Consider the following 22,949-nt stretch of genomic DNA (forward strand, 5'->3'; position numbering starts at 1 on the left):
GCGCCACCGCGCTGCACCGCAAGCAAAAAAGTTCTTCGAGTTTCACTTCTGAGCAAGCCGCCCTTCTCTCTTGGGCAAGTCGCGCATCGACGAAGGGGATAGGAGGAGGAACCAAAAAAATGGGCCGTTTCGATTGAAAGCGGAAGGTCATCATTGGGAGGAAATCACTATGCGCAAGGTGCTAATCGCGACCTCTATCGGCGCCGTGGCGGCGCTCGGCGGAGGTGCTGCCAGTGCCAACGAAGAACTCAGCAAAATGACGCAGAACCCGAAGGACTGGGTTATGCCCGCGGGTGACTATGCCAATACGCGCTACTCAAAGCTGAATCAGATCAACGCCTCGAACGTTGGAAAGTTGCAGGTCGCCTGGACATTTTCGACCGGCGTGCTGCGTGGCCATGAGGGCGGGCCGCTGATCATCGGCAACATGATGTACGTGCACACGCCCTTCCCGAACAAGGTCTATGCTCTTGACCTGTCGCAGGACAACAAGATTGTCTGGAGGTACGAGCCGAAGCAGGATCCGAACGTGATCCCGGTGATGTGCTGCGACACGGTGAATCGTGGCGTGGCCTATGGCGACGGCAAGATCTTCCTGCACCAGGCCGACACCTCGCTGGTGGCACTCGACGCCAAGACCGGCAAGGTGGAGTGGACGGCCAAGAACGGCGATCCTGGCAAGGGCGAGACCGGCACATCCGCGCCGCTGGTCGTGAAGGACAAGGTGCTGGTCGGCATCTCCGGCGGTGAGTTCGGCGTGCAATGCCACGTGACCGCCTACGACACGAAGAGCGGCAAGCAGGTCTGGCGCGCCTATTCCGAAGGGCCAGATGACCAGATCAAGATCGATCCCGAGAAGACCACCGCTCTTGGCAAGCCGGTCGGCAAGGATTCGAGCCTCAAGACCTGGCAGGGCGACCAGTGGAAGACCGGCGGCGGCTGCACCTGGGGCTGGTTGTCGTATGACCCGACGCTCGACCTCGTCTATTACGGTTCGGGCAATCCCTCGACCTGGAACCCGAAGCAGCGTCCGGGCGACAACAAGTGGTCGATGACCATCTTCGCGCGCAGTCCGGATAACGGCATGGCCAAGTGGGTCTATCAGATGACGCCCCATGACGAATGGGACTATGACGGCGTCAACGAGATGATCCTGACCGACCAGCCCTTCAACGGTCAGGAGCGCAAGCTGCTGACGCACTTCGATCGTAACGGCTTGGCCTATACGCTCGATCGCACCAACGGCGAACTGCTCGTCGCCGAGAAGTATGACCCGAAGGTCAACTGGACCACCGGCGTCGACATGAACAAGAGCTCGCCGACCTACGGCCGGCCGAAGGTTGTCGACCAATTCTCGACCGACAAGCAGGGCGAGGATGTCAACGTCAAGGGCATCTGCCCGGCCGCGCTCGGCACCAAGGACGAGCAGCCGGCAGCCTACTCGCCGGAGACGCAACTGTTCTACGTGCCGACCAACCACGTCTGCATGGACTATGAACCGTTCAAGGTGAGCTACACCGCGGGCCAGCCCTATGTCGGCGCGACGCTCTCGATGTATCCGCCTCCCGGCGAAACCCACATGGGCAACTTCATCGCCTGGGACAACAAGACCGGAAAGATCGTCTGGTCGAACAAGGAGCAGTTCTCGGTCTGGTCAGGCGCGCTTGCGACCGCCGGCGGCGTGGTGTTCTACGGCACGCTCGAAGGTTATCTCAAGGCGGTCGATGCCAAGACCGGCAAGGAGCTCTACAAGTTCAAGACTCCCTCCGGCATCATCGGCAACGTCACGACCTATGAGCAGGGCGGCAAGCAGTATGTGGCCATACTCTCGGGCGTCGGCGGCTGGGCAGGCATCGGCCTTGCTGCAGGGCTGACCGATCCGACTGCCGGTCTCGGCGCAGTCGGCGGCTATGCGGCGCTGAGCAACTATACCGCCCTCGGCGGAACGCTCACCGTGTTCTCCCTCCCGCAGTGAGCCGAACGTCGTTCCGGCGCGTGGACCATCCACGCGCCGGTTTTGCCTGTATCTGATCTCGAGGACATGCTCTTGCGTAAAAGCTGGTTTGTGGTTGCGGCGATGATCGTCGCCGTATCTGGAGGATTCGCCTTCGCCGACGATGCGGTCGATCCGGCCGCCGTGAAGGAAGAGAACGGCAAATATCTGGACAAGGAGGGTAACCCGACCTTCAAGGTCGCAGCCGACGGGTCGGTGGATTGGTACACCTACTCCGGATATCGGCGGTATCATTCCGAATGCCATGTCTGCCATGGCCCGGACGGCATGGGTTCGACCTATGCACCGGCATTGGCGAGTTCGCTGAAGACCATGAGTTACGCCGATTTCCTCGGCGTCGTCGCCAGCGGGCGCAAGAACGTCAGTACCGCACAGGAAAATGTCATGCCGGCGTTCGGTGACAATCCAAACGTCGCCTGCTACATGGACGACCTCTATGTCTACCTGCGCGCCCGCGCCAATGACGCGGTGGGGCGCGTACGCCCCGCAAAGCATGAAGAGAAGCCCGCCGCCTATAAGCAGGCGGAAGAGTCTTGCATGGGCAAGAACTGAAGCTGCGGAGCGCGGGCGACAACACGCTTTACGGAGAGATCAACATGAAGACACGCGCTGCCGTCGCATTCGAAGCCAAGAAGCCGCTTGAGATCGTCGAGCTCGACCTGGAAGGCCCGAAGGCCGGTGAAGTCCTGGTCGAGATCAAGGCGACCGGCATCTGTCATACCGATGCCTACACGCTTGACGGCTTCGACAGCGAGGGAATCTTCCCTTCCATCCTCGGTCATGAGGGCGCCGGCATCGTCCGCGAGGTCGGTGCAGGCGTGACCTCGGTGAAGCCGGGCGATCACGTGATCCCGCTCTACACGCCCGAATGCAGGCAGTGCAAAAGCTGCCTGAGCCAGAAGACCAACCTCTGCACCGCGATCCGCGCCACCCAGGGCAAGGGCGTGATGCCGGATGGCACCTCGCGCTTCAGCTACAAGGGCCAGACCATCTACCACTACATGGGTTGCTCGACCTTCTCGAACTACACGGTGCTACCGGAGATCGCGGTGGCGAAGATCCGCGAGGACGCTCCGTTCGACAAGAGCTGCTATGTCGGCTGCGGCGTGACCACCGGCGTCGGCGCCGTGGTCAACACCGCCAAGGTCACGCCAGGCTCCAACGTCGTGGTGTTCGGCCTCGGCGGTATCGGGCTCAACGTGATCCAGGGCGCCAAGATGGTCGGCGCGGACAAGATCATCGGCGTTGACATCAACGACTCCAAGGAAGATTGGGGCCGCCGCTTCGGCATGACGCATTTCGTCAATCCGACGAAAGTCGGCGGCGATATCGTCCAGCACCTGGTCGGCCTCACCGATGGCGGCGCCGATTACACCTTCGACTGCACCGGCAACACCAATGTGATGCGCCAGGCGCTGGAAGCCTGCCACCGCGGCTGGGGCGTCTCCGTGATCATCGGCGTTGCGGAATCCGGCAAGGAGATCGCGACCCGGCCGTTCCAGCTCGTCACCGGACGGGTCTGGAAGGGCACGGCCTTCGGCGGCGCGCGCGGCCGCACCGACACGCCGAAGATCGTCGACTGGTACATGAACGGAAAGATCCAGATCGATCCGATGATCACCCACGTGCTCAAGCTCGAGGACATCAACAAGGGATTCGACTTGATGCACGAGGGCAAGTCGATCCGTTCGGTCGTCGTCTACTAGGGCGTGATCCGAATCGGAGTGCCAGGTCGGCGGAAGCGGACCCGGCTCCCCGGAAGGGTCATGCTCCAGCAAAAGTGGAACGGGATCACGATGTCCCGTTCCAGAATCAACGTGTCAAACACCAGGAGGATTGACCCATGACTGTTCATCTCCACCCGTCGATTGACAACGGCGTCCAAAAAGGCTCGGGCAACTTTGCCGGTGGCACGCTGGTCTGCAAATGCTCGGACCGACCGGTGAAGGTCGAGATCAAGGGCGACGTTGCCCACAACCACGCCTGTGGCTGCACCAAATGCTGGAAGCCGGAAGGGGCGATGTTCTCTGTCGTTGCGGTGGTACCGAGACAGAACCTGACGGTCCTGGAAAACGGCGACAAGCTGCAGATCGTCGACCCCGCGGCCGTGATCCAACGCTATGCCTGCAAGGATTGCGGCACGCATATGTATGGGCGGATCGAGAACAAGGCGCATCCGTTCTACGGCCTTGACTTCATCCATCCCGAACTCTTCCAGGAAAGCGGCTCGGCGGCGCCGGGATTTGCTGCGTTCGTCTCGTCGGTGATCGAGTCCGGCGCCAAGCCGGAGGATATGCCGGCGATCCGCGGCCGGCTGAAGGAATTGGGACTCGAGCCCTATGACTGCCTGTCGCCGGCACTGATGGATGCGATCGCGACTCACGTGGCGAAATCCAAGGCTGCCTGATAGGGCCGCTTAACAAGGCTGCCTGATTTGCCCGCGCTCCCGCTGGCGGTGCTTGACCGCCAGCGGTGCCATCCGTGCCTGCACCGCAGCATTTTCCGCTGCACGCGCCCATCCTTCATATTGCTCCCGTAAATTAAGTCAGTTCCGCCTTTTCCCCATCCGCGTCTGCCTCGCGGCGGTGAATTTTTCGTCGGCCGCGTTTGCAAAAATATCCTGACGATCTAACATCACCGACTGTCGGCCCCGCTTTTGACAAACGGCAAATGCAGAACACCGGGCTGTGAAGTCACTGTCGCATCGGTTTCTGATAACATTTGTTTTTCCCGATGCGCGCGGGCGGCGCATTTCATTTGAACATAGCAAAGGAGCAGCCGGACACGGACTACCGATCGTGCAACGGGCTCCCCTTAAACATCTCCAAGGACCTGCCCGCCGCACGAGACCCAGAAGTGGTCGCGAGCGCAGGGAGAAATATGTTCTCGCTCGTGGCCTGCAGACATCAACAGCTTAAGAAGAGCGAGGGACGATCATGGTCAAGTTGAAGATTAATGGTCAGGAACAGAATTGGGATGGCGATCCCGATCTTCCGCTACTCTGGTTCATCCGTGACGAAGTCGGGCTCACCGGCACCAAATTCGGTTGCGGTCAGGCGCTGTGCGGCTCCTGCACCGTGATCATAGACAAGCAGGCGGTGCGCGCCTGCATCACCTCGGTGTCGGATGCGGCCGGCCGCGAGATCACCACCATCGAGGGCCTGCACCCGACCGGCGATCACCCGGTGCAGAAGGCCTGGCGGCAGGTCAACGTGCCGCAATGCGGCTATTGCCAGGCCGGCCAGATCATGCAGGCCGCCGCGCTGTTGGCGGACAATCCAAAACCGTCGCACGACCAAATCCGCGAAGCCATGTCCGGCAACATCTGCCGCTGCGGCTGCTACCAGCGGATCGAGAACGCGGTTCATCTCGCATCGACGGGGGTGTGACATGAATATCCTCACCAATCCCAGCAAGCTTCGCGGTTTCGAGAAGCACATCAAGATCGAGAACGTTTCGCGCCGCAGCATCCTGAAGACCTTAGGGCTGGCCGGCGGGTTCGTGCTCGCTGCACCCGTGATGATACGCCCGAGCTTTGCCTACGAGACCGGCGCGGGGAAGATGCCGCACGGCGTCGTGGTCGACCCGCGCGTCTTCGTCTCGATCGCGCCTGACGGCATCGTCACGATCGTCGCGCACCGCTCCGAGATGGGAACCGGTGTGCGCACCAGCCTGCCGCTGATCGTGGCCGAAGAGCTTGAAGCCGACTGGTCGCGCGTCCGCGTCCAGCAGGCGCATGGCGATGAGGTCAAGTTCGGCAACCAGGACACCGACGGCTCGCGCAGCACGCGGCACTATCTGATCCCGATGCGCCAGATCGGCGCCTCGGCTCGCACCATGCTGGAGCAGGCCGCGGCGAAACGCTGGGGCGTGCCAGCGGGCGAGGTGAAGGCCGCCAATCACGAAGTCGTCCACAGCGCAAGCGGGCGCAAGCTCGGCTTCGGCGATCTGGCGGCCGATGCGGCAAAGGAGTCGGTTCCAAGCATCGAAGGCCTGAAGCTCAAGAACCCGAAGGACTTCCGCTACCTCGGCAAGGGCGAGATCAGCATTGTCGACCTGCACGACATCACGACGGGTGCGGCCCGTTATGGCGCCGACGTGCGGCTGCCCGGCATGAAGTATGCCGTCATCGCGCGTCCGCCGGTGACCGGCGGCAAGCTCGCCTCCTTCGACCCCGCCGACGCGCTGAAGGTCTCCGGCGTCGAGAAGGTGATGGAAGTGAGGGGATGGCCGTGGCCGTCGAAATTCCAGCCGCTCGGCGGGGTGGCCGTGATCGCACGCAACACCGGCGCGGCGATCAAGGGCTGCAACGCGCTGAAGGTGACCTGGGAGGACGGCGCCAATGCCAAATACGACTCGGTCGCCTATCGTGCCGAGCTCGAGGCAGCCGCGCGCAAGCCAGGCCTCATCGTACGCAAGGAAGGCGACGTCGAGGCGGCGTTAAAGAGGGCCGACAAGGTCATCGTCGGCGAGTACTATCTGCCCCATTTCGCCCATGCCAGCATGGAACCGCCGGTTGCGGTCGCCAACGTCAAGGGCGACAAGGCGGAGGTCTGGGCCCCCGTGCAGAGCCCGGGCGGAACGCGCGAGGACGTCGCCAAGACGCTCGGCATTCCCGAGGAGAACGTGACCGTCAACGTCACGCTGCTCGGCGGCGGTTTCGGGCGCAAGTCGAAATGCGACTTCGCGCTTGAGGCCGTGCTGCTCTCGAAGGAGCTCGGGGTGCCCGTGAAGGTGCAGTGGACGCGCGAAGACGATGTGCGCCACGACTTCCTCCACACCGTCTCGGTCGAGCGGATCGAGGCCGGTCTCGACAAGAGTGGCAAGGTGATCGCCTGGCGCCATCGCAGCGTGGCTCCATCGATCGCCTCGACATTCGCCGCCGGGACCGTTCACCAGGCGCCGTTCGAGCTCGGCATGGGATTGATCGACAATCCGTTCGAGATCGCCAACCTGCAGTGCGAGAATCCGGAAGCGGCCGCACATACCCGCATCGGCTGGTTCCGTTCGGTCTCGAACATCCCGCGCGCGTTCGCGGTGCAGTCCATGGTCGCCGAAATCGCCCAAGCCACCAACCGCGATCCGAAGGATATGCTGCTGGAGCTGATCGGTTCGCCGCGAATCGTCAATCTGTCCTCGGTGAAGGATCCCTGGAACTACGGCGAGCCCTACGACAGCTACCCGATCGACACCGCGCGGCTGCGCAAGGTGGTCGAAGTGGTTGCCGACAAGGGCGGCTGGGGACGCTCGGTGCCCAAGGGCCATGGCCTCGGCATCGCGGTGCACAGGAGCTTCGTCAGCTACATCGCGACCATCATCGAGGTGGCGGTCGACGACAAGGGCAAGCTGACGGTGCCAAGGGTCGACACCGCGATCGACTGCGGCACCTATGTCAACCCCGAGCGTATCCAGTCGCAGATCGAGGGCGCGGCGATCATGGGCCTGAGCCTCGCCAAATATGGCGAGGTCACCTTCAAGGACGGCAAGGTGCAGCAGGGCAATTTCGACGATTACCCGGTAATCCGGATCGACGAATCCCCTGCCGTGACCAATGTCTACATCGTGCCGCCCGCCAGCCCCGATACGCCCCCGAGCGGCGTCGGCGAACCCGGCGTCCCGCCGTTCGCGCCGGCGCTGATCAACGCGATCTTCGCCGCGACCGGCAAACGCATCCGTGCGATGCCGATCGGCAAGCAACTGGAGGCATGACGCGGAACGCAAGCTCGCACCAACCGTTTCATCGGTCTGGAGAGGAGACAGATCGATGAAACACAATTTCCCGGCGCTCGCGGTGTCCCTACTGGCGGGCGCCTTTCTTTTGAATGCGCAGGCGGCGAACGCACAAGCGAACACGTCACCACCCGCGACTGCCACGCGGCCGGCGAAGACGCCCGCGGAGCAGAATTCCCTGCCGAACAACGCCCCACCGGCCACCACCAACCAGACCACAGGAGAAGCCAGCCGCGATCCGACGGTCAAGAAGATGAACGAGGACGAGAAGGCGAAGGTCGACAACAAAGGCAAGTAATTTCCTGTTCCTAATAAAGAACGGCGGACCTTTCGGTCCGCCGCTTTGTCCCCCCGCTCCGCCGCGGCGCTATTTCTTGACCGCGAACACCCAGACGACGCCGCCCTGGGGAACGTTGTTCTCCACGCCGACATTCTGGGTGGCCAAGGCATCCTGGATGCGCTGCGCGTCGACGCCCCAGCCCGACTGGATCGCGATATATTGCGTGCCGTCGACCTCATAGGACATCGGCATGCCCATGATGCCGGAATTGGTCTTCTGCTCCCACAGCAGCTCGCCACTCTTGGCATCGAAGGCGCGGAAGTTGCGATCGTTGGTGCCTCCGGCAAAGACCAGATCACCCGCGGTCGCGAGCACCGAACCGAACAGTTGCGATTTCGGGAAGGTGTGCGACCAGACCTTCTTGCCGCTGGCTGGATCCCAAGCCTGCAACTCGCCCATGTGAGTGGCGCCGGGGCGCACGGTCAGACCGATATCCTCCGGCTTGGTGCCGAGCCAGAGCTGGCCGGGAACCAGCGGCGTTTTCTCGCCGGAGAAGCCGCCGCAGAAGTTCTCGTTGGCGGGAACGTAGACGAGCTTGGTCTTCTGGCTATAGGCCGCCGACGGCCAATCCTTGCCGCCCCACAGCGACGGACAGAATTCGACCCGCTTGCCAAGCACCGGCTTGTGCTCGGGATCGACGATCGGCCTGCCGGTCTCCTTCTCGATGCCCTTCCAGACATTGGTGTACACGAACGGCCAGCCGGTCACATAGTTGATGCGATCGGGCTTTGCTTCGAGAACCCAGAAGATCGCATCGCGCCCGGGGTGAATGAGCGCCTTGAACGGACGGCCTTCCCGTTCCACGTTGACCAGGATCGGCGCTTCAACCTCGTCCCAATCCCAGGAATCGTTCTGGTGATACTGGAAGTGGGTCTTGATCTTGCCGGTGTCCGGATCGAGCGCGAGCACTGAGCTGGTGTAGAGGTTGTCGCCAGCATGCGCCGAGCCGGGCCATGGTGCGGCGTTGCCGACGCCCCAATAGATCGTCTTCGTGTCCTTGTCGTAATTGCCGGTCATCCAGGCCGATCCGCCGCCGGTCTTCCAGTCGTCGCCGCTCCACGTCTCGCTGCCGGGCTCGCCGGGGGCGGGAATAGTGAAGGTCCGCCACAGCTCCTTGCCGCTATTGGCGTCATATGCGACGACATAACCACGGACTCCGAATTCGCCGCCGGAGCCGCCGACGATGACCTTGCCGTCGACGATCAGCGGCATCAGGGTCATATACTGGCCCTTCTTGTAATCCTGCACCTTCGTATCCCAGACCACCTTGCCGGTCTTGGCATCGAGCGCAACCACATGGTCATCCGTCGTGGCGAGATAGAGCTTGTCCTGCCACAGGCCGACGCCGCGGCTGGTCGGATGCAGCTGGAACAGATCTTCCGGAAGCTGCCGCTTGTAGCGCCAATATTCGTCGCCGGTCTTGGCGTTGAGCGCGATCACCTGCCCCATCGGGGTTGCAACGAACATCACGCCGTTGTTGACGATCGGCGGCGCCTCGTGGCCTTCGATCACGCCGGTGGAGAAGGTCCATACCGGCGTCAGGCTCTTGACGTTCGAGGTGTTGATCTGCTCGAGCGGGCTATAGCCCTGCCCGTCATAGGTCCGCCGATACAGCATCCAGTTGCCCGGCTCGGGATTTTCGAGACGCGCCGAGGTCACCGGGCTGTAATTCTCGATCGGGCCAGCCACCGCGGCGGTTGAGACAAGGCACGCGAACGCCGCTGCACTCGTAAGAAGCCATTGTTTCCTGCTCATTAGATGCTACCTCCCTGCTCTGTTTTTCATTTACGACCTTTCGCAACTTTTAGTTGCATAACTCCAATTCGTTCGCGTTGCCTGATCCTTATCCTTTGCCTCAAACACCTACCTTTCCTACGAACGCCGCAGACACTGTGAGCGAACCGTCGGTAAGAGCCAACGGAAGCGCCGCCAGACGACGGGTTGCCGGCCCGAACACGACGTCCGCGTTGTGCCGCGGGTCATATTCGGAATTGTGGCAAAAACACTTGAGGACCTTCTGGTCGCTTTCGGCCGCCTTCACCCAACCGGTGATCGGACATCCGGCATGCGCGCAGATCACTGAATAGGCGACGATGCCGTCGGCCGAACGCGCGCGCGTGTCATCATCGAGTTCATCGGGATTTAGCCTGATGACGAGCACTTCATTCAAACGCGAACCTTTGCGGACCACCGACGTGGCGGGATCCTTCGGCCAGGCGCGTACCGGCGGGCCGCCTAGTTTGAGGTCGTCGGACTTGATGACTTGGCCGGCGCGGTCGCCTTCGGAGATAACGAGGAGATCGCCCTTCTTCGGCCGATCGTTGCTGCCGGGCTGATCCTCTTGCGCCGCAACAGGCGAGGCGGCCGCAACGCAGGCGCCGGTGGCAAGAACCTTCAGAAGCGAACGACGTGTCTGGTCTGGATGGTGCATCTCGAGTTCCATCTTGAGTTGAGGTGTAACACCGAGCTTGAATTCAGACCCGGTGCAAATGAGCGCCGGAACTCTGCCGAAAACAAGGCAATCAATGACTCCGTTGCAGCGGGTGGTTTTTTCTCTTGCCGTTCGTTGTCGACAGCAGCCGCGATGCTCAAGCCCTCATCACATCACGCGCGAGCAGCAATGCAATGATGATTTTTCGGATCAGGTTGGACGCTTCTGAATTTGTGCGGCGCGCCAAGGAACGTGTGCGATGCGGATGCAGGTGAGAGCGTCGAACGTATTAGCCCGCTAACACATCCGCGCTCACGCTTGCGAGAGACGCACGATCGTAGGGTGGGCAAAGCGCAGCGTGCCCACCATCAGCACTCCGCTCGCAATGGTAGGCATGCTGCGCTTAGCCCACCCTACGACGCTGCATTCACATCGTCATATGTGGACGGCCCCCATTGGCAAGCACTTTTTGAAGTATCGAACGAGCTGCTCTGCTTCGGTCATATGTCCGGCCTGTTGGTGCGGGCTTATGACCGCTGGCCCTGATGAAATCCGATTGCCGTGGCCCCTATCATTGCGACGAGCTTGGCGGCTCGTGACGTTGTCGGGGTGTCCATGGCTTTCGGTGGTGACCGTATCGCTCATCACTTCTTTCGTGCTTACCAAACGTAACCCGGCATACTCCGTTGGAGTGCTGTTTGCGATGGTGAGATGTAATTCTCGCCGCGCACGGTGACCCAGGCCTCGCGGCCATCGGGCGTAAAGAACGCTTCATGCGGCGATCGGCCGATATAGGTCACGTGCTTGGCGGCATTGGTCGCGGTGTCGATGAAGGTTACCGAGTTCGATCCGATCGAGACCCGCCAGGGTGCGATGATCGGGCGAATAGCCCATTCCGTGGACCAGAACCTGCCCCTTGTAGAGCGGGCTGAAGTTAACGGGTTGCGGATCGCCCAACCTGATCACGCCGAGGAGCTTGTTATCGACAGGGTCCGTCACCGAGACCGTATTCGAGAATTGCTCCGCTGCGTAAACGCGGTCGTGATGGCTGATCGGCACATCGGGCGCGGACAGCGCGCCGGGCGCTTGTCCTGCCCACGCGGCGGAACAGGTCGCAAGCATCGTGCCTGCAAGGAGAAGGCTTTTCCAGATCGTCATGGTTTGCTCCTACTTCTTCGTTCCCGATGACATGTCCATCGGCACGCCTGAGTGGTGATGTTCGACCGGTGTCGAAGCCGGTTGCTGTTGCGTGGGAGCAGGCGCGGCATCCGTCACCGGCTGGCCGATCGCAAGCTTCATAGCCGCGATTTCCTGCAGCTGATCGACGATGATCTCCTGCGCGATGCGCCGTAACTGTTCGTTCTTGCCGTAGCGCAATTCGCTGATCGCCATGTCGATCGCGCCTTGATGATGAGGGGACATCATCGCCACAAAATCGCGATCGACATCGCCGGTCGGCTTGATCTCCATGTCGTTCATCATCCTGGTCATCGCAGCCTCGTTCTCTTTCCAAAACGGAGCCTCGTCGGCGGCAACTGCCGGCTGCGCAGGCTGGTGGGCTTCGTGCGCAAGCACATGCGACGGAAGAGAAAGCGCGATGAGAAGGCGCGCGCCAAGAACCGCAGTGCCTAGACCTGGTCTCGGAAGCATGCCTGACAGTGCCGTCACGGCGCCGTGAAACGATGGCCTACGCATTCTGGCCTTCATATTGATTGGGTTGTGGGGGTATGACGCGTGCAGGCGCGTCTTATTCCGAAGGGCTGCCAAACGGGCCGATCACATAAACGTTGGCGCTCAGAACCGAATGGCAGTAGATGAACCAATATGGAGCGTCTTTTCCTCAACAGTGATGTGCCAGCCACGTCCAGCGGCAGATGGACCTATTGGCGCCCAATGGCGGAGCACGTTGTAGAGCTGGGCACCCTGCACGGTCGCGAGGTAGGTCTGCCGACGCATTTCCACGACGAGAACCAGATCACGTTCGTTCTTTCCGGCAGGCGAAGATTTGTCGTTGAAGGCAACGTCATCGATCTTGCTGCTGGCCAGGGCACGCTGATTCCTGCCGGCATTCCTCATCGTTCCATCGCAGAACCTGCCGGAGTGGTCTGCCTTAATGCCTATGTCCCCGCGGGGAGATATGCGGTCGGCCCGATGTTGAAGGAAATCGAACGCCAGTGGCGCAAATCCGATCAAGTGCGATGGAACGACCTCATTGCAGTGATCCGCGAACACCGCCAGGATGAGATGCTGGCCAGCCCTGCCGCGCCCGTTCGCATCATCTGCGATAAACCCGTCGGAGAGATCGCGGCGCGAATGGGAATGAGCCGTGAAGGCTTTTCCCGCATGTTCACCCGGCGCGCGGGTATGCCTCCTCACGCCTTCAGGCTCGCGAGCAGGCTCAATCAAGCGCGCAAATTGCTCCGTGCCGGTGAGACCATTGCCGCGGTCGCGGCGGAAACCGGATTTGCCGACCAGAGCCATCTCGGTCGATGGTTCCGGCGGGTCTATGGCGTTACGCCGGGCCAATACCGCTTGGGCTAAGCCTGTCACAAACATTCCAGACGCGCCCATCCGGCTCCCTTAATGGAGGCGCGATAGAGCGCGGGGAGCCAGTCACTCGACTGCGGCGATAGCCACTCATGGCACCGGCTCATATCCATTTGATGAGGTGGTGCGATGCCGGGAGGCTATGTCAACGTGTTGTTCTGTTTCGTGGTGGTGGGCGCGGGAGTCAGCGTCGCATTCCAGCAAGTTCTCAACACGAACCTCCGGACAGAGCTGGACTCCCCCTGGTGGGCAGGGTTCATCAGCTATCTCGTCGGCACGATAGTCATGCTGGCGGCTGCTACAACCTCCGATCAACCATGGCTGTCGGCGGCCATGGTCGCGCGCACCTCCTTCATTTCATGGGCTGGCGGCATCTTCGGTGCGATCTTCATCGGAACCGCAATTCTCATGGTGCCTCGCCTCGGTGCCGCGACAGTGCTTGCCTTGATTGTCGTCGGTCAAATGATCGGATCACTGGCTTTCGATCATTTCGGCGTTTTTGGTATTCCGCAACATTCAGCAAACCCGGTCCGGCTCGCCGGTGCAGCCCTTCTCGTTCTCGGCGTTACTTTGGTCCGTTTCTGATTGACGGAGCGAATGCTGACTTCGGCTGGGTTCGGAACAACGAGGCGCGGCTACACGAAATCGATGTGCTTGTTCAGCGGCAACTCGCGGACGCGCTTGCCGGTGGCGGCGAAGATGGCGTTGGCGAGTGCTGGCGCGGCGGGAGGAACCGGGGGCTCGCCGATGCCGCGGATCGGGCTGCCATTGTCGACGGCGCGCACTTCGATCGCCGGCGCCTGATTGAGGCGCAAGCCTTGGTAGGTGTCGAAGTTCGTCTGTTCGGCGACGCCGTCCTTGAAGGTCAGTTCGCAATTGACGGCGTGGCCCAATCCCCAGATCACGGCGCCCTGAACCTGGTTCTCGAAATTGGTCGGGTCCAGCACCTTGCCGACATCGGCGGCGACGAACACCTTGTCGATCCGGATGCCGCGCGGCGTGTTCGAGACTTCCACGACCTCGGCCACCGGCACGCCGAATGACAGCGTGAACGCGATGCCGCGGCCGCGATCCTTGCCTGTAGCGCTGCCCCATTTCGACATCTCGCCCACGGTGGCAAGCACTCTGCGCGACGGCTCGTGCCAGCATAGCCGGATCAGTTCCTGCAGCGGATCGGCGCCCGCCGCGTGGATCAACTCATCGAGGAAGCTGTTGTGCAGGAAACCGTTTGCCGACGCACCGACCGAACGCCAGGAGCTCACCGGCACCAGCTCCGGCACGCGATAGCCGGTGACGCGATAATGCGGAATCCGGAACGGTTGGTCCCACGCGCCCGCGACGATCGCGATATCAGGCCCGAAGGTCGGCATGTGCAGTCGGCCGATCTGAGAGGCTGTCACCGACGGACAGGCAACCTTGAGGTCATAGGCTTCGACCTTACCATCCCTGACCGCGCCGCGCATGCGCGCCATGCCGAGCGGACGCGGGAAGTCGTGGGTCATGTCCTCTTCGCGCCTCCAGGTCATCTTGATCGGCGACCCGGGATGCGCCTTTGCGAGCTCAACCGCCTGGCGGACATAGTCGTCCTCGAGGCGCCGGCCAAAGCTGCCGCCCGACATCAGCGAATGAAGGTGGACGTTCTCCGCCTTAAGCCCGCTGACTTCGGCCGCCGCCGCCACCAAGAACAACGGCATCTGCGTGGCCGTCCAGATATCGAGCCGACCGTCCTTGAGCTGGACCACGGCATTCATCGGCTCGAGCGGCGCATGCGCGAGATATGGCACCTTGTATTCGGCCTCGATCACGCCGCCGCCCTGCAGCGCCGCGTCGATATCGCCCTCATCCTTGAGCCGGCTATCCTGCCGCTCGCCGGTGAAGGACGCCGCGACCGTCTCGAACATCGCTGCGCTGGATGGAGGATAGGGCGGCGGGCCCCAATCGCATTTGATCAATTCCGCCGCCTGGAAGGCACGCCAGGTGTTGTCGGCGATCACGCCGACGCCGCCGCTGATCGGCACGACCGCAATGACACCCCTCGCCTTCTCCGCCGCGCTCGCGTCATATCCCTTGATGCCGCCGCCGATGGAAGGATTGGCGCGAACCGTCGCATAGACCATGCCGGGCATGCTGATATCGATGCCGAACGTGGCTGTGCCGGTCGACTTCGCGACGATGTCGATGCGCTGCATCGGCTTGCCGAGATAGCGCCACTCCGACTCCGGCTTCAGCCGGACCTTGCGCGGCGGTTCGATCTTAGCGGCTTCCGCTGCCAGCGACGCGTAGCTCAGCGCCTCGCCGCGCGGCGTGATCACGCTGCCGTCCCTGGTCTTCAACTGGTGCTTTGGAATTCCGGTCTGCATCGCTGCCGCCTGCAACAGGACTTCGCGAGCGGCCGCGCCGGCAATGCGCATCTTCTCATAGGCATCGGCAACCGACGACGATCCGCCGGTGATCTGCAGCCCCAGGAACTTGCTCACGGCATCGCCCACCACGCGCGCCGAACGCGCCTTGATGCTGTCGTCGGTTGCCGGAACGGGAAGGCCCTCGGCGGCGGCGATGCCGTTATAGTACGCGCTGCTTGGCGGTCCGAAATCGATCCTGATGTCGTTCCAGGCGATATCGAGCTCCTCGGCGACCAAAGCCGCAAGCACTGACGCGACACCCTGTCCGAGATCGGCGCGCGGCGTGATGATGGTGACGCCGGCCTGGTCGATGCGCACGTAAGGCGTCAGCGCCGCTTGTCCGTCGCCAAGCTCCTTCAGCAGCGGATTGATCGGCTCGCGCTTATAGGCATAGACGCCGAACGCGACGCCGCCTGCGATCACAGCAGTACCGATCAGGAAGGTGCGCCGCGCGATGGTGCCGGCCCTGCTCATGTCGGGCGGCCTTTGAGTTCACGCGCTGCGGTCTTGATCGCGGCGCGGATGCGCGGATAAGTACCGCAGCGGCACAGATTGCCGGACATCGCCTCATCGATATCGTCGTCGCTCGGATTGCCGTTCGCGCTGAGCAGCGCGGCGGCCGACATGATCTGGCCGGATTGGCAGTAGCCGCATTGCGCGACCTGATGCTCGACCCACGCCTTTTGGACCGCATGCAGCGCCGCCGGTGTGCCCAATCCTTCGATCGTGATGACGTCGGCTTTGACGTCGCCGACCGGCAGTGAGCAGGAACGCACCGGCTCACCACCGACATGCACTGTGCAGGCCCCGCACATCGCAATGCCGCAGCCATATTTGGGACCGGTGACGCCAAGCACGTCGCGCAAGACCCACAGCAGGGGCATCTCGTCTTCGACGTCAACCTCATGCGTCCTGCCGTTGACGATGAGCTGCATGCGACCTCCGGAACCCGTGCGATGACGATCCTCGATCGCATGCGCATTTTCTCTGCCGCTCTGGTCAGAGCAACAGCAGCCTATGCCAAAGCCCTGGCTCTGTCATAGCGGTTCGGGGGCAGTTCACACACGCGTGTGCGCGTTGCGCGGCATCAAGCCGCATGCAATCGTAGCCCGGGTGGAGCGAACGCGTAACCCGGGGACCGCCGGCAAACGAGGATACAGTCGTCCCGGGTTGCGCTTCGCTTCACCCGGGCTACGAAAGTATCAGGCTACGGAAGCGTCAGGCGCGGCGGCGCTGCGGCGTGGTGCCGTTGGCGTCCCAGTGGCTCCAGCTCACGCTGGCGAGGCTTCGCCCGTCGGTGGCCAGCGGCCGCTTGGTTCGCCGCTCGTAATCGCCGATGCAGCGCTCCGCTTCCATGATCTTCCGCTTCAGCTCGCTGATCGCTTGCTCGGTTTTTCGGTTGAAGGTCGGGATAGCGGCCCCCCCGAACCGGGCGATTTCCAATTCCTTGAGCGCAGCGCGGTGCTTCCTGACCTGCGCCCGTTGCCAGGCAATATGGCTATCGCTGTCCGCCGTCATGTTGCAGCCACCAGCTTGGATCGTTGCGCGGCATTGGGCACTTCGATGTCAACCTCGAGCATCGAGACAAATTTGCCCCGATCCAGCTTGACCACGACCTTCTCCGGATCGAGATCCACATGCTTGGAAACCACGGCGAGGATTTCGGAGCGCAGCAGCTCCAACAGTTCGGGCGCGCCGCTGCCACCCACCCCGCGTTCATGCGCAAGCAGGATCTGCAGCCGTTCCCGCGCGACTGGCGCGGAGCCGGAGCGGCCGCTCATAAGCCGCAGGAGATTCATCATGCCGCCCTCCGTCGTAATAGCCTGTTCATCAGTCCCTTGCGTTCAACCGGCACCGTCATGGGCACCGTCTCGCCCATCAGGCGGCGTACAGCGTCCATATAGGCGCGGGACGGCGCGCTGTTCGTGCTGTTCAGCGTGACCGGGCAACCGACATTGGATGCGCGCAGCACGTCCTGGCTTTCGGGGATGATGCCGAGCAGCGGCGTCGCAAGGATCTCCAGGATATCGTCGATCGAGAGCATCTCGCCGCGCGAGGCGCGCGAGGCGTCGTACCGGGTGACCAGGAGGTGCTTCTCGACCCGCTCGCCCCGCTCCGCTTTGGCGGTTTTCGAATCCAGCATGCCGATGATGCGGTCGGAGTCGCGCACCGAGGAGACTTCGGGATTGGTGACGATGACCGCCTCGTCCGCATAGCGCATCGCCAGCGTCGCGCCGCGCTCGATGCCGGCCGGGCTGTCGCACAGGATCCAGTCGAACTTGGTCCTGAGCTCGTTGATGACCCGCCGCACGCCCTCATCCGTGAGCGCGTCCTTGTCGCGGGTTTGCGACGCCGGAATCAGCCACAGATTCTCCAGGCGCTTGTCGCGGATCAGCGCCTGCGAGAGCTTGGCGACGCCCTGCACCACGTTGATGAGGTCGAACACGACCCGCCGTTCCGCGCCCATCACCAGGTCGAGGTTGCGCAAGCCGACATCGAAGTCGATCACGACAACGCTTTGTCCGGCTTGCGCAAGAGCCGCACCGAGCGCAGCCGTGGACGTCGTCTTGCCGACGCCTCCCTTCCCAGACGTCACGACCAAAACCTTGGCCATTTTCTCTCCTCCTTTGGTCGATCAATTCAGCGCTGTGATTTTGAGGGAATCGTCTTCGAGCCATGCCTGGGCCGGCCGGCTGCGCAGGCTTTCGCCGATGTCCTCTGCGGTCTGGTAGTAGCCATCGATGGCCAGTAGTTCGGCTTCGATCCTCTGGCAGAAGATCCGTGCCGATGAATTGCCGTTGATGCCGGCCATCGCCCGGCCGCGCAGCGTTCCATAGACATGAATGGAACCGCCGGCGACGATTTCGGCGCCCGAGCCGACCGAGCCCAGCACGGTGACATCGCCATCCGTGAACACGATCGACTGGCCGGAACGCACCGGCTGGTCGAGCAGCAGCGATGTCTGTTTCGGCTTCGCCGGCTTGGCTTGCGGCTTTGGCGGCTCAGACTGCGGGAGCCCGCAGGGCCGGCCGCCCGTGAGCAGCGGCGGCAGGCTGTTGGTGAGATGGTCGGGGCTGACGCCCTCGATGCCGAGCACGCGGATGTTGCGCTGCTCGAGGTTGGCGACGAGATGCTGGATCGCGCTCTGGCTGAGGTCCAGCGCCGAGAGGTCGAGCACCACCGGCTTGCCGACGAAGAATCCGGGTGAACGGGCGAGCGTCGCGTCGATTTCCCCGAGCCAGTTCATGATCGGGACCACGGGGGTAAACACGAACGCAACGTAGGATCGGCCCCGCATGCGGACCAGTTGACGGTTTGACTGCACAGGTGCGTCCATCGCGGCCGACTCAGCTCCTTTTCGAATGGTTAATGATCGGTAGCCATGGTTAATCATCCGTTAACGGCCCTGTCATTCCACGGAATAAAGGCATAAAAGGCCTGTCCCGACGGACCGGAGGGCAACAGCATGACGAGGCGGCCGGCGAATCAGTGCCCTAGCCCGCCTATAGAGATCTCAGGAGATCATGGCGATCCGGCGATGATGCCGAAGCGCAGGCCCTTTTCCTTGAGCCAGCGGCGATAGGCGACGGAGGAGCCGTCGGCCCGGGTCGGGATTTCCGCGCGCGGCTCGAGCGGCAGCCGCAGGGGACGCTGGTTCTCGACGATGATGCGGTCCTGCGAAAAGATCACCTGCTCGAACTTCAGCATGTCGTTGTAGGCCGACTGCGCATCGACCAGGAACATCACCGGCTGGGCGCGGCACAGTTCCTCCTCGATCGGCTGGATGAACAGCGCGATCGCATCGAGCCGCGAGGGGGCCGAGGGGCATACCCGGTAGAGCATCACCGTGAACGGCGACGGCACGCGGTAGGTGAGCTGCACGAAGTCGCCTGATGATTCCGTCACTGCGATTCGCGGCTGGAAGAAGCGGCAATTGCTCGCCCAGACCTCGTCGACGTCGCGGCGGATTTCGCTCTCATAGCTCGGCACCTCCGTGTGCGGCACGGCGCCGAGGATGTCGTGATGGACGTAAGGGAAATGCGCCATGTCGAGGAAATTCTCGATCACCCGCGGCGCGGAGGTGCGCAGCTTGACCCAGCCGCAAATCACGAAGCGGCGGTCCTCCTCCGCGGCCTCGGCGATGTCGAAGATCTCGCGCCGCGGCTGGCCGAGCGTGGTCCAGAGGCAGCCATAGCGCTCGCGCGTCGGCAGCGGCGCGGCCGCTGTCCCTGCAACGACCTCCCGCACGCGAGGCGCGCCATCGGCGTCGCGGTCGATGATCAGATCCTGGCCGAGCAGGCGCGTGAGGCGCGGCGTTGCCGTCACCTCGGACAATGTCTCGATCGCGTACCATTCGTTCAGCGCGACGGGATCAGTGGTCTTGGCCATCGCCTCCCCCAGCCGCGCCGGTCCACTGCACCGAGCCATGGACGTGCTCGGCAAGCCAGGCGGCGCGGCGCGCGAACAATCCCGGCGCCACCTCGTGAACGTGATCGATCAGCGCGCGCAGATCGGCCGTCTTCAACCGGCCGTCCTCGACGACGATCCGGCCGTCGACCATTGTCAGCGCGACATCGCCGCCGCGCACGGCGTGCACCAGATTGTGCTGCAGGTTGAAATAGGGTCCCTCGCCGAACAGCGGCGTCATCCGCGGCGTGTCGGTGCGCACCGCGATCAGGTCGGCCTTCTTGCCGATTTCGAGCGAGCCGATCTCGTGGTCGAGGCCGATGGCGCGCGCGCCCAGGATCGTGCCCATCCGCAGCGCGGTCCAGGAATCCAGCGCTGCGGCATTGAGCGACTTCAGCTTGCCGAGCAGCGAGGCCGCCTTCATCTCCTCGAACATGTCGAGATTGTTGTTCTCCTTCTCACCGTCGGTGCCGAGGCCGACGGCGAGGCCAGCCTGCAGCATCGCCTCGACCGGCGCGATGCCGCTGGCGAGCTTCATGTTGCTGACGGGATTGTGCGCGACCGAAACGCCGCGGCGGGCGAGCAGCGCGATCTCGGCATCGTCGAGCCAGACCGCATGCGCGATCATCGCCCGCGGCGTCTCGAACAAGCCGAGATCGTCGAGCACGAACATCGGCCGCTTGCCGTAGCGCTTCTCGAACTCGGCGACCTCGATCGAGGCCTCGCTGCAATGGGTGTGGAAACCAGTGCGTTGGCGTTTCGCCATCTCGACCGCGCGGCGTTGCGCGGCTTCGTCGGCATAGAAGAGATGCTCGAGCCCGACCCAGACGGAGATGCGACCGTCCTCCTTGCCGTGCCAGCTCTCGATCATCCGTTCGTTGTCGTCGAGCGTGTCGAAATAATTGTAGTCCGGATGCTCGCCGACATAGGGCACCGCGACGAGGCGGTTGCCGATGGCGCTGGCCGCGCGTGCGCTGCCATCCATGAAGCGCCACATGTCGACCGTCGTGGTGGTGCCGGAGAGCACGCTCTCGGCGTAGCAGAGATAGGACGCGGCCTCCGCCTCGTGCGGCCGGAGCACGCGATGCATCGGATTGATGTGCAGGCGCAACCAGTCCCACACCGGCAGGTGCTCGGCGGTGCCGCGCAGGAAGCCGGAATGCATGTGGCAGTTCACCAGCCCCGGCATCACCAGGCAGTTCTTGAGGTAAGTGACCTCGGCCGCCGGCTCGGCGGCGCAGAGCGCGTTGCTCTTGCCCACCGCAGCAATGCGGGCGCCGCGCACCAGCACCGCGCCGTCGGAGATAACACGGTTGGCTTCGTCCATGGTGAGAACGAAGTCGGCGGCGATGATCTGGTCCTTTGCGTTCATGCCGCCTGCTCTGCAGGTTTCATGCCGGTGATCAAATCGGCGGCGCGCTCGCCGATCATCACCACGGGCGCATGGGTATTGCAGGACGGGATGATCGGGATCACCGAGGCATCCGCGATGCGGATGCCCTCGACGCCGCGCACCCGCAACTCCGGGTCGACCACGGCGCGCTCGCCTACGCCCATCGCGCAAGTGCCGCAGGTGTGAAAGAAGGTCGAGCAGCTCATGCGGATGAACGCGATCTTCTCGCTGCGCGATAGCAGACGGGTGGGCGCGGCCGGCGCCGCGATGAGATCGGCGAAGGCCTTGGTAGCAGAGAGTTCCATGATGGTGTCGATGCCGGCGATCAGCGCCTCGAGGTCGGCGGGCTCGGCGAGGAAGTTCGGCTGCAGCTCGATCGCCGCACCCGGCTCGGCGCTGTTGAGCCGCATGCGGCCGATGCTGGCGGAGCCCATCACGCCCGGCGACATCGCGAAGATGTCGCCGGAGAGATCGTAAGCCGCGGCAACCTCATCGTTGGCGTGACGGCCCTGCACGACGAAAGCGTGGAGATCGGGCGCGGTGCACGCAGCGGCGCTCTTCCAGTTCATCATGCTGCCGCCGCCATTGTCGCGGACCGGCCCGAGCGGCGCCTTGGCGCGAAAATTCATGCCCATCAACAGCGGATGGTCCTGCAGATTCTCGCCGACGCCTGCGAGGTCGGCAATGACTGATACACCGAGCCGCGCCAGTTCCTCCGCCGGACCGATGCCGCTCATGAGGAGCAGCCGCGGCGTGTCGATCGCGCCGAGCGCCAGGATGATCTCGGAGTCCGCACGCGTCTCAACGACGGCGCCGTCGATGATCGAGCGCACCGCGCGGGCGCGGCGGCCCTCGAACGAAAGACCGATCGCGAGCGCGTTGGTGCGGATGGTGAGATTGTTCCGCTCCGCCATTGGGTGGAGATAACCGCGCGCCGCGCTCCAGCGCTTGCCGTAGCTAGCGTTGAGATTGGGAAGGCTGGCGCCCTCATTGCTCGCGCCGTTCGGATCGTCGATCACGGGGATGCCGAGTTCGGCGGCGCCCGCGAGCATGGCGAGTGCGATCGGATGCGGATCGCGCGGCCGCTCGATGCGCAAAGGACCGCCGGCCCCGCGATAGTCGGAGGCGCCGCCCTCCCAATCCTCGGCTCGCTGGAAGTAAGGCAGCACGGAACGGAAATTCCATCCCACAGCGCCCGCTGCCTCCCAGGCATCATAGTCGGACGGATGGCCGCGGTACCACAGCATCGCGTTGAGGCTCGACGATCCCCCGAGCACGCGGCCGCGCGGAATCGCGATGCTGCGATCGTTCAATTCGCGCTGTGGCGCGTAGCGGTAGCCCCAATCGTAGGGACCACCGAGCAGCGCAGTCCAGTTCGCGGCATCCGCGATCGCGGCGATGCCGATATCCGACGGGCCGGCTTCGAGCAGCAGCACACTCGCATCGCTGCGTTCGGCCAGCCGCCGCGCCACCACCGCGCCGCCGGACCCGCCACCGACCACGATGTAATCATAGGCGGGGAGGAGCGCGGTCATGGCTGTTGCATTCTTGGCTCAATGGGTCCGCTTGCGCGTGTCACCTCTTCCCATCGGGGAGAGGTCGCGCCCAACGGGTCGCGCCGAAGGCGCGCCCGATGACAGGCTCCGGCGCGGGTGAGGGGCCGCCGGTCCGACGAGAGAGCGAAA

Annotated in this window: 21 protein-coding genes and 1 pseudogene; 9 read left to right on the forward strand and 13 right to left on the reverse strand. The window is 63.2% G+C overall.

Features of this window, described 5'->3' with window-relative positions; genetic code table 11:
- The first annotated feature begins 169 nt into the window (after positions 1–169).
- The 7 genes from xoxF5 to AC5ZG5_RS13725 all read left to right on the forward strand — a co-directional run bounded on the left by xoxF5 (position 170) and on the right by AC5ZG5_RS13725 (position 8,042).
- Positions 170–1,975, forward strand: a complete 1,806-nt coding sequence (gene xoxF5, locus AC5ZG5_RS13695) for a lanthanide-dependent methanol dehydrogenase XoxF5 (RefSeq protein WP_456642590.1) — start codon at positions 170–172, stop codon at positions 1,973–1,975.
- Positions 1,976–2,077: 102 nt separating this feature from the next.
- On the forward strand, positions 2,078–2,566 hold the full coding sequence (locus AC5ZG5_RS13700) for a c-type cytochrome, methanol metabolism-related (protein ID WP_456642654.1): 489 nt from the start codon (positions 2,078–2,080) through the stop codon (positions 2,564–2,566).
- 44 nt (positions 2,567–2,610) lie between these two features.
- A complete protein-coding gene (locus tag AC5ZG5_RS13705) occupies positions 2,611–3,720 on the forward strand; it encodes an S-(hydroxymethyl)glutathione dehydrogenase/class III alcohol dehydrogenase (RefSeq protein WP_028162648.1) in 1,110 nt (369 codons plus the stop codon).
- A 137-nt stretch (positions 3,721–3,857) separates the two neighbouring features.
- Complete coding sequence (gene gfa, locus AC5ZG5_RS13710) at positions 3,858–4,421, forward strand: S-(hydroxymethyl)glutathione synthase (RefSeq protein ID WP_456642589.1); 564 nt, start codon at positions 3,858–3,860, stop codon at positions 4,419–4,421.
- A gap of 529 nt (positions 4,422–4,950) precedes the next feature.
- The gene (locus AC5ZG5_RS13715) at positions 4,951–5,403 is read left to right on the forward strand and encodes a (2Fe-2S)-binding protein (protein ID WP_130225903.1); all 453 of its coding nucleotides are present in this window, start codon (positions 4,951–4,953) and stop codon (positions 5,401–5,403) included.
- 1 nt (position 5,404) lies between these two features.
- Positions 5,405–7,723 carry a xanthine dehydrogenase family protein molybdopterin-binding subunit gene (locus AC5ZG5_RS13720; RefSeq protein ID WP_456642588.1) on the forward strand — a complete coding sequence of 773 codons (2,319 nt, stop codon included), beginning with the start codon at positions 5,405–5,407 and terminating at the stop codon, positions 7,721–7,723.
- 55 nt (positions 7,724–7,778) lie between these two features.
- Entirely contained in the window at positions 7,779–8,042 is a 264-nt protein-coding gene (locus tag AC5ZG5_RS13725; protein WP_028162652.1) for a hypothetical protein, read from the forward strand.
- 69 nt (positions 8,043–8,111) lie between these two features.
- Here the strand turns inward: AC5ZG5_RS13725 and AC5ZG5_RS13730 are convergent, their stop codons facing one another.
- The 4 genes and pseudogenes from AC5ZG5_RS13730 to AC5ZG5_RS13745 all read right to left on the reverse strand — a co-directional run bounded on the left by AC5ZG5_RS13730 (position 8,112) and on the right by AC5ZG5_RS13745 (position 12,165).
- Positions 8,112–9,839 carry a methanol/ethanol family PQQ-dependent dehydrogenase gene (locus tag AC5ZG5_RS13730; RefSeq protein ID WP_456642587.1) on the reverse strand — a complete coding sequence of 576 codons (1,728 nt, stop codon included), beginning with the start codon at positions 9,837–9,839 and terminating at the stop codon, positions 8,112–8,114.
- A 100-nt stretch (positions 9,840–9,939) separates the two neighbouring features.
- Complete coding sequence (locus AC5ZG5_RS13735) at positions 9,940–10,515, reverse strand: QcrA and Rieske domain-containing protein (RefSeq protein ID WP_456642586.1); 576 nt, start codon at positions 10,513–10,515, stop codon at positions 9,940–9,942.
- Positions 10,516–11,222: 707 nt separating this feature from the next.
- A pseudogene (locus tag AC5ZG5_RS13740) lies at positions 11,223–11,673 on the reverse strand (YncE family protein); the annotation flags it as partial.
- A 9-nt stretch (positions 11,674–11,682) separates the two neighbouring features.
- Complete coding sequence (locus tag AC5ZG5_RS13745) at positions 11,683–12,165, reverse strand: DUF305 domain-containing protein (RefSeq protein ID WP_456642653.1); 483 nt, start codon at positions 12,163–12,165, stop codon at positions 11,683–11,685.
- Positions 12,166–12,408: 243 nt separating this feature from the next.
- Between AC5ZG5_RS13745 and AC5ZG5_RS13750 the strand changes: the two genes are divergently transcribed.
- Complete coding sequence (locus AC5ZG5_RS13750) at positions 12,409–13,056, forward strand: AraC family transcriptional regulator (protein WP_496138688.1); 648 nt, start codon at positions 12,409–12,411, stop codon at positions 13,054–13,056.
- Between the two features lie 135 nt (positions 13,057–13,191).
- Positions 13,192–13,647 (forward strand): DMT family transporter, encoded by a 456-nt coding sequence (locus tag AC5ZG5_RS13755; protein ID WP_456642584.1) that lies wholly within the window; start codon positions 13,192–13,194, stop codon positions 13,645–13,647.
- A 50-nt stretch (positions 13,648–13,697) separates the two neighbouring features.
- Here the strand turns inward: AC5ZG5_RS13755 and AC5ZG5_RS13760 are convergent, their stop codons facing one another.
- The 9 genes from AC5ZG5_RS13760 to AC5ZG5_RS13800 all read right to left on the reverse strand — a co-directional run bounded on the left by AC5ZG5_RS13760 (position 13,698) and on the right by AC5ZG5_RS13800 (position 22,799).
- A complete protein-coding gene (locus AC5ZG5_RS13760; RefSeq protein ID WP_456642583.1) occupies positions 13,698–15,938 on the reverse strand; it encodes a xanthine dehydrogenase family protein molybdopterin-binding subunit in 2,241 nt (746 codons plus the stop codon).
- On the reverse strand, positions 15,935–16,399 hold the full coding sequence (locus AC5ZG5_RS13765) for a (2Fe-2S)-binding protein (protein WP_028162657.1): 465 nt from the start codon (positions 16,397–16,399) through the stop codon (positions 15,935–15,937). Before AC5ZG5_RS13765 ends, AC5ZG5_RS13760 begins: the two co-directional genes overlap by 4 nt.
- Positions 16,400–16,682: 283 nt before the next feature.
- On the reverse strand, positions 16,683–16,982 hold the full coding sequence (locus AC5ZG5_RS13770) for a hypothetical protein (RefSeq protein ID WP_130225894.1): 300 nt from the start codon (positions 16,980–16,982) through the stop codon (positions 16,683–16,685).
- Entirely contained in the window at positions 16,979–17,263 is a 285-nt protein-coding gene (minE, locus tag AC5ZG5_RS13775) for a cell division topological specificity factor MinE (RefSeq protein ID WP_028162659.1), read from the reverse strand. The genes AC5ZG5_RS13770 and minE overlap by 4 nt, the downstream gene beginning before the upstream one ends.
- The gene (gene minD / locus AC5ZG5_RS13780; protein ID WP_130225893.1) at positions 17,263–18,078 is read right to left on the reverse strand and encodes a septum site-determining protein MinD; all 816 of its coding nucleotides are present in this window, start codon (positions 18,076–18,078) and stop codon (positions 17,263–17,265) included. The genes minE and minD overlap by 1 nt, the downstream gene beginning before the upstream one ends.
- 21 nt (positions 18,079–18,099) lie before the next feature.
- Positions 18,100–18,801 carry a septum site-determining protein MinC gene (gene minC / locus AC5ZG5_RS13785; protein ID WP_456642582.1) on the reverse strand — a complete coding sequence of 234 codons (702 nt, stop codon included), beginning with the start codon at positions 18,799–18,801 and terminating at the stop codon, positions 18,100–18,102.
- Positions 18,802–18,986: 185 nt separating this feature from the next.
- Positions 18,987–19,853 (reverse strand): aromatic ring-hydroxylating dioxygenase subunit alpha, encoded by an 867-nt coding sequence (locus AC5ZG5_RS13790; RefSeq protein ID WP_456642581.1) that lies wholly within the window; start codon positions 19,851–19,853, stop codon positions 18,987–18,989.
- A complete protein-coding gene (locus tag AC5ZG5_RS13795) occupies positions 19,837–21,243 on the reverse strand; it encodes an amidohydrolase family protein (protein ID WP_456642580.1) in 1,407 nt (468 codons plus the stop codon). The genes AC5ZG5_RS13790 and AC5ZG5_RS13795 overlap by 17 nt, the downstream gene beginning before the upstream one ends.
- Positions 21,240–22,799 carry a GMC family oxidoreductase gene (locus tag AC5ZG5_RS13800; RefSeq protein ID WP_456642579.1) on the reverse strand — a complete coding sequence of 520 codons (1,560 nt, stop codon included), beginning with the start codon at positions 22,797–22,799 and terminating at the stop codon, positions 21,240–21,242. Before AC5ZG5_RS13800 ends, AC5ZG5_RS13795 begins: the two co-directional genes overlap by 4 nt.
- Between the last annotated feature and the right edge of the window lie 150 nt (positions 22,800–22,949).

The sequence above is a fragment of the Bradyrhizobium sp. Ses1 genome (assembly GCF_059512365.1).

Bases quoted from the DNA above. Each gene is read 5' to 3' on its own strand.
- xoxF5 (WP_456642590.1), top strand. From the start codon at position 170: ATGCGCAAGGTGCTAATCGCGACCTCTATCGGCGCCGTGGCGGCGCTC.
- AC5ZG5_RS13700 (WP_456642654.1), top strand. From the start codon at position 2,078: ATGATCGTCGCCGTATCTGGAGGATTCGCCTTCGCCGACGATGCGGTC.
- AC5ZG5_RS13705 (WP_028162648.1), top strand. From the start codon at position 2,611: ATGAAGACACGCGCTGCCGTCGCATTCGAAGCCAAGAAGCCGCTTGAG.
- gfa (WP_456642589.1), top strand. From the start codon at position 3,858: ATGACTGTTCATCTCCACCCGTCGATTGACAACGGCGTCCAAAAAGGC.
- AC5ZG5_RS13715 (WP_130225903.1), top strand. From the start codon at position 4,951: ATGGTCAAGTTGAAGATTAATGGTCAGGAACAGAATTGGGATGGCGAT.
- AC5ZG5_RS13720 (WP_456642588.1), top strand. From the start codon at position 5,405: ATGAATATCCTCACCAATCCCAGCAAGCTTCGCGGTTTCGAGAAGCAC.
- AC5ZG5_RS13725 (WP_028162652.1), top strand. From the start codon at position 7,779: ATGAAACACAATTTCCCGGCGCTCGCGGTGTCCCTACTGGCGGGCGCC.
- AC5ZG5_RS13730 (WP_456642587.1), bottom strand. From the start codon at position 9,839: ATGAGCAGGAAACAATGGCTTCTTACGAGTGCAGCGGCGTTCGCGTGC.
- AC5ZG5_RS13735 (WP_456642586.1), bottom strand. From the start codon at position 10,515: ATGCACCATCCAGACCAGACACGTCGTTCGCTTCTGAAGGTTCTTGCC.
- AC5ZG5_RS13745 (WP_456642653.1), bottom strand. From the start codon at position 12,165: ATGCTTCCGAGACCAGGTCTAGGCACTGCGGTTCTTGGCGCGCGCCTT.
- AC5ZG5_RS13750 (WP_496138688.1), top strand. From the start codon at position 12,409: ATGGCGGAGCACGTTGTAGAGCTGGGCACCCTGCACGGTCGCGAGGTA.
- AC5ZG5_RS13755 (WP_456642584.1), top strand. From the start codon at position 13,192: ATGCCGGGAGGCTATGTCAACGTGTTGTTCTGTTTCGTGGTGGTGGGC.
- AC5ZG5_RS13760 (WP_456642583.1), bottom strand. From the start codon at position 15,938: ATGAGCAGGGCCGGCACCATCGCGCGGCGCACCTTCCTGATCGGTACT.
- AC5ZG5_RS13765 (WP_028162657.1), bottom strand. From the start codon at position 16,399: ATGCAGCTCATCGTCAACGGCAGGACGCATGAGGTTGACGTCGAAGAC.
- AC5ZG5_RS13770 (WP_130225894.1), bottom strand. From the start codon at position 16,982: ATGACGGCGGACAGCGATAGCCATATTGCCTGGCAACGGGCGCAGGTC.
- minE (WP_028162659.1), bottom strand. From the start codon at position 17,263: ATGAATCTCCTGCGGCTTATGAGCGGCCGCTCCGGCTCCGCGCCAGTC.
- minD (WP_130225893.1), bottom strand. From the start codon at position 18,078: ATGGCCAAGGTTTTGGTCGTGACGTCTGGGAAGGGAGGCGTCGGCAAG.
- minC (WP_456642582.1), bottom strand. From the start codon at position 18,801: ATGGACGCACCTGTGCAGTCAAACCGTCAACTGGTCCGCATGCGGGGC.
- AC5ZG5_RS13790 (WP_456642581.1), bottom strand. From the start codon at position 19,853: ATGGCCAAGACCACTGATCCCGTCGCGCTGAACGAATGGTACGCGATC.
- AC5ZG5_RS13795 (WP_456642580.1), bottom strand. From the start codon at position 21,243: ATGAACGCAAAGGACCAGATCATCGCCGCCGACTTCGTTCTCACCATG.
- AC5ZG5_RS13800 (WP_456642579.1), bottom strand. From the start codon at position 22,799: ATGACCGCGCTCCTCCCCGCCTATGATTACATCGTGGTCGGTGGCGGG.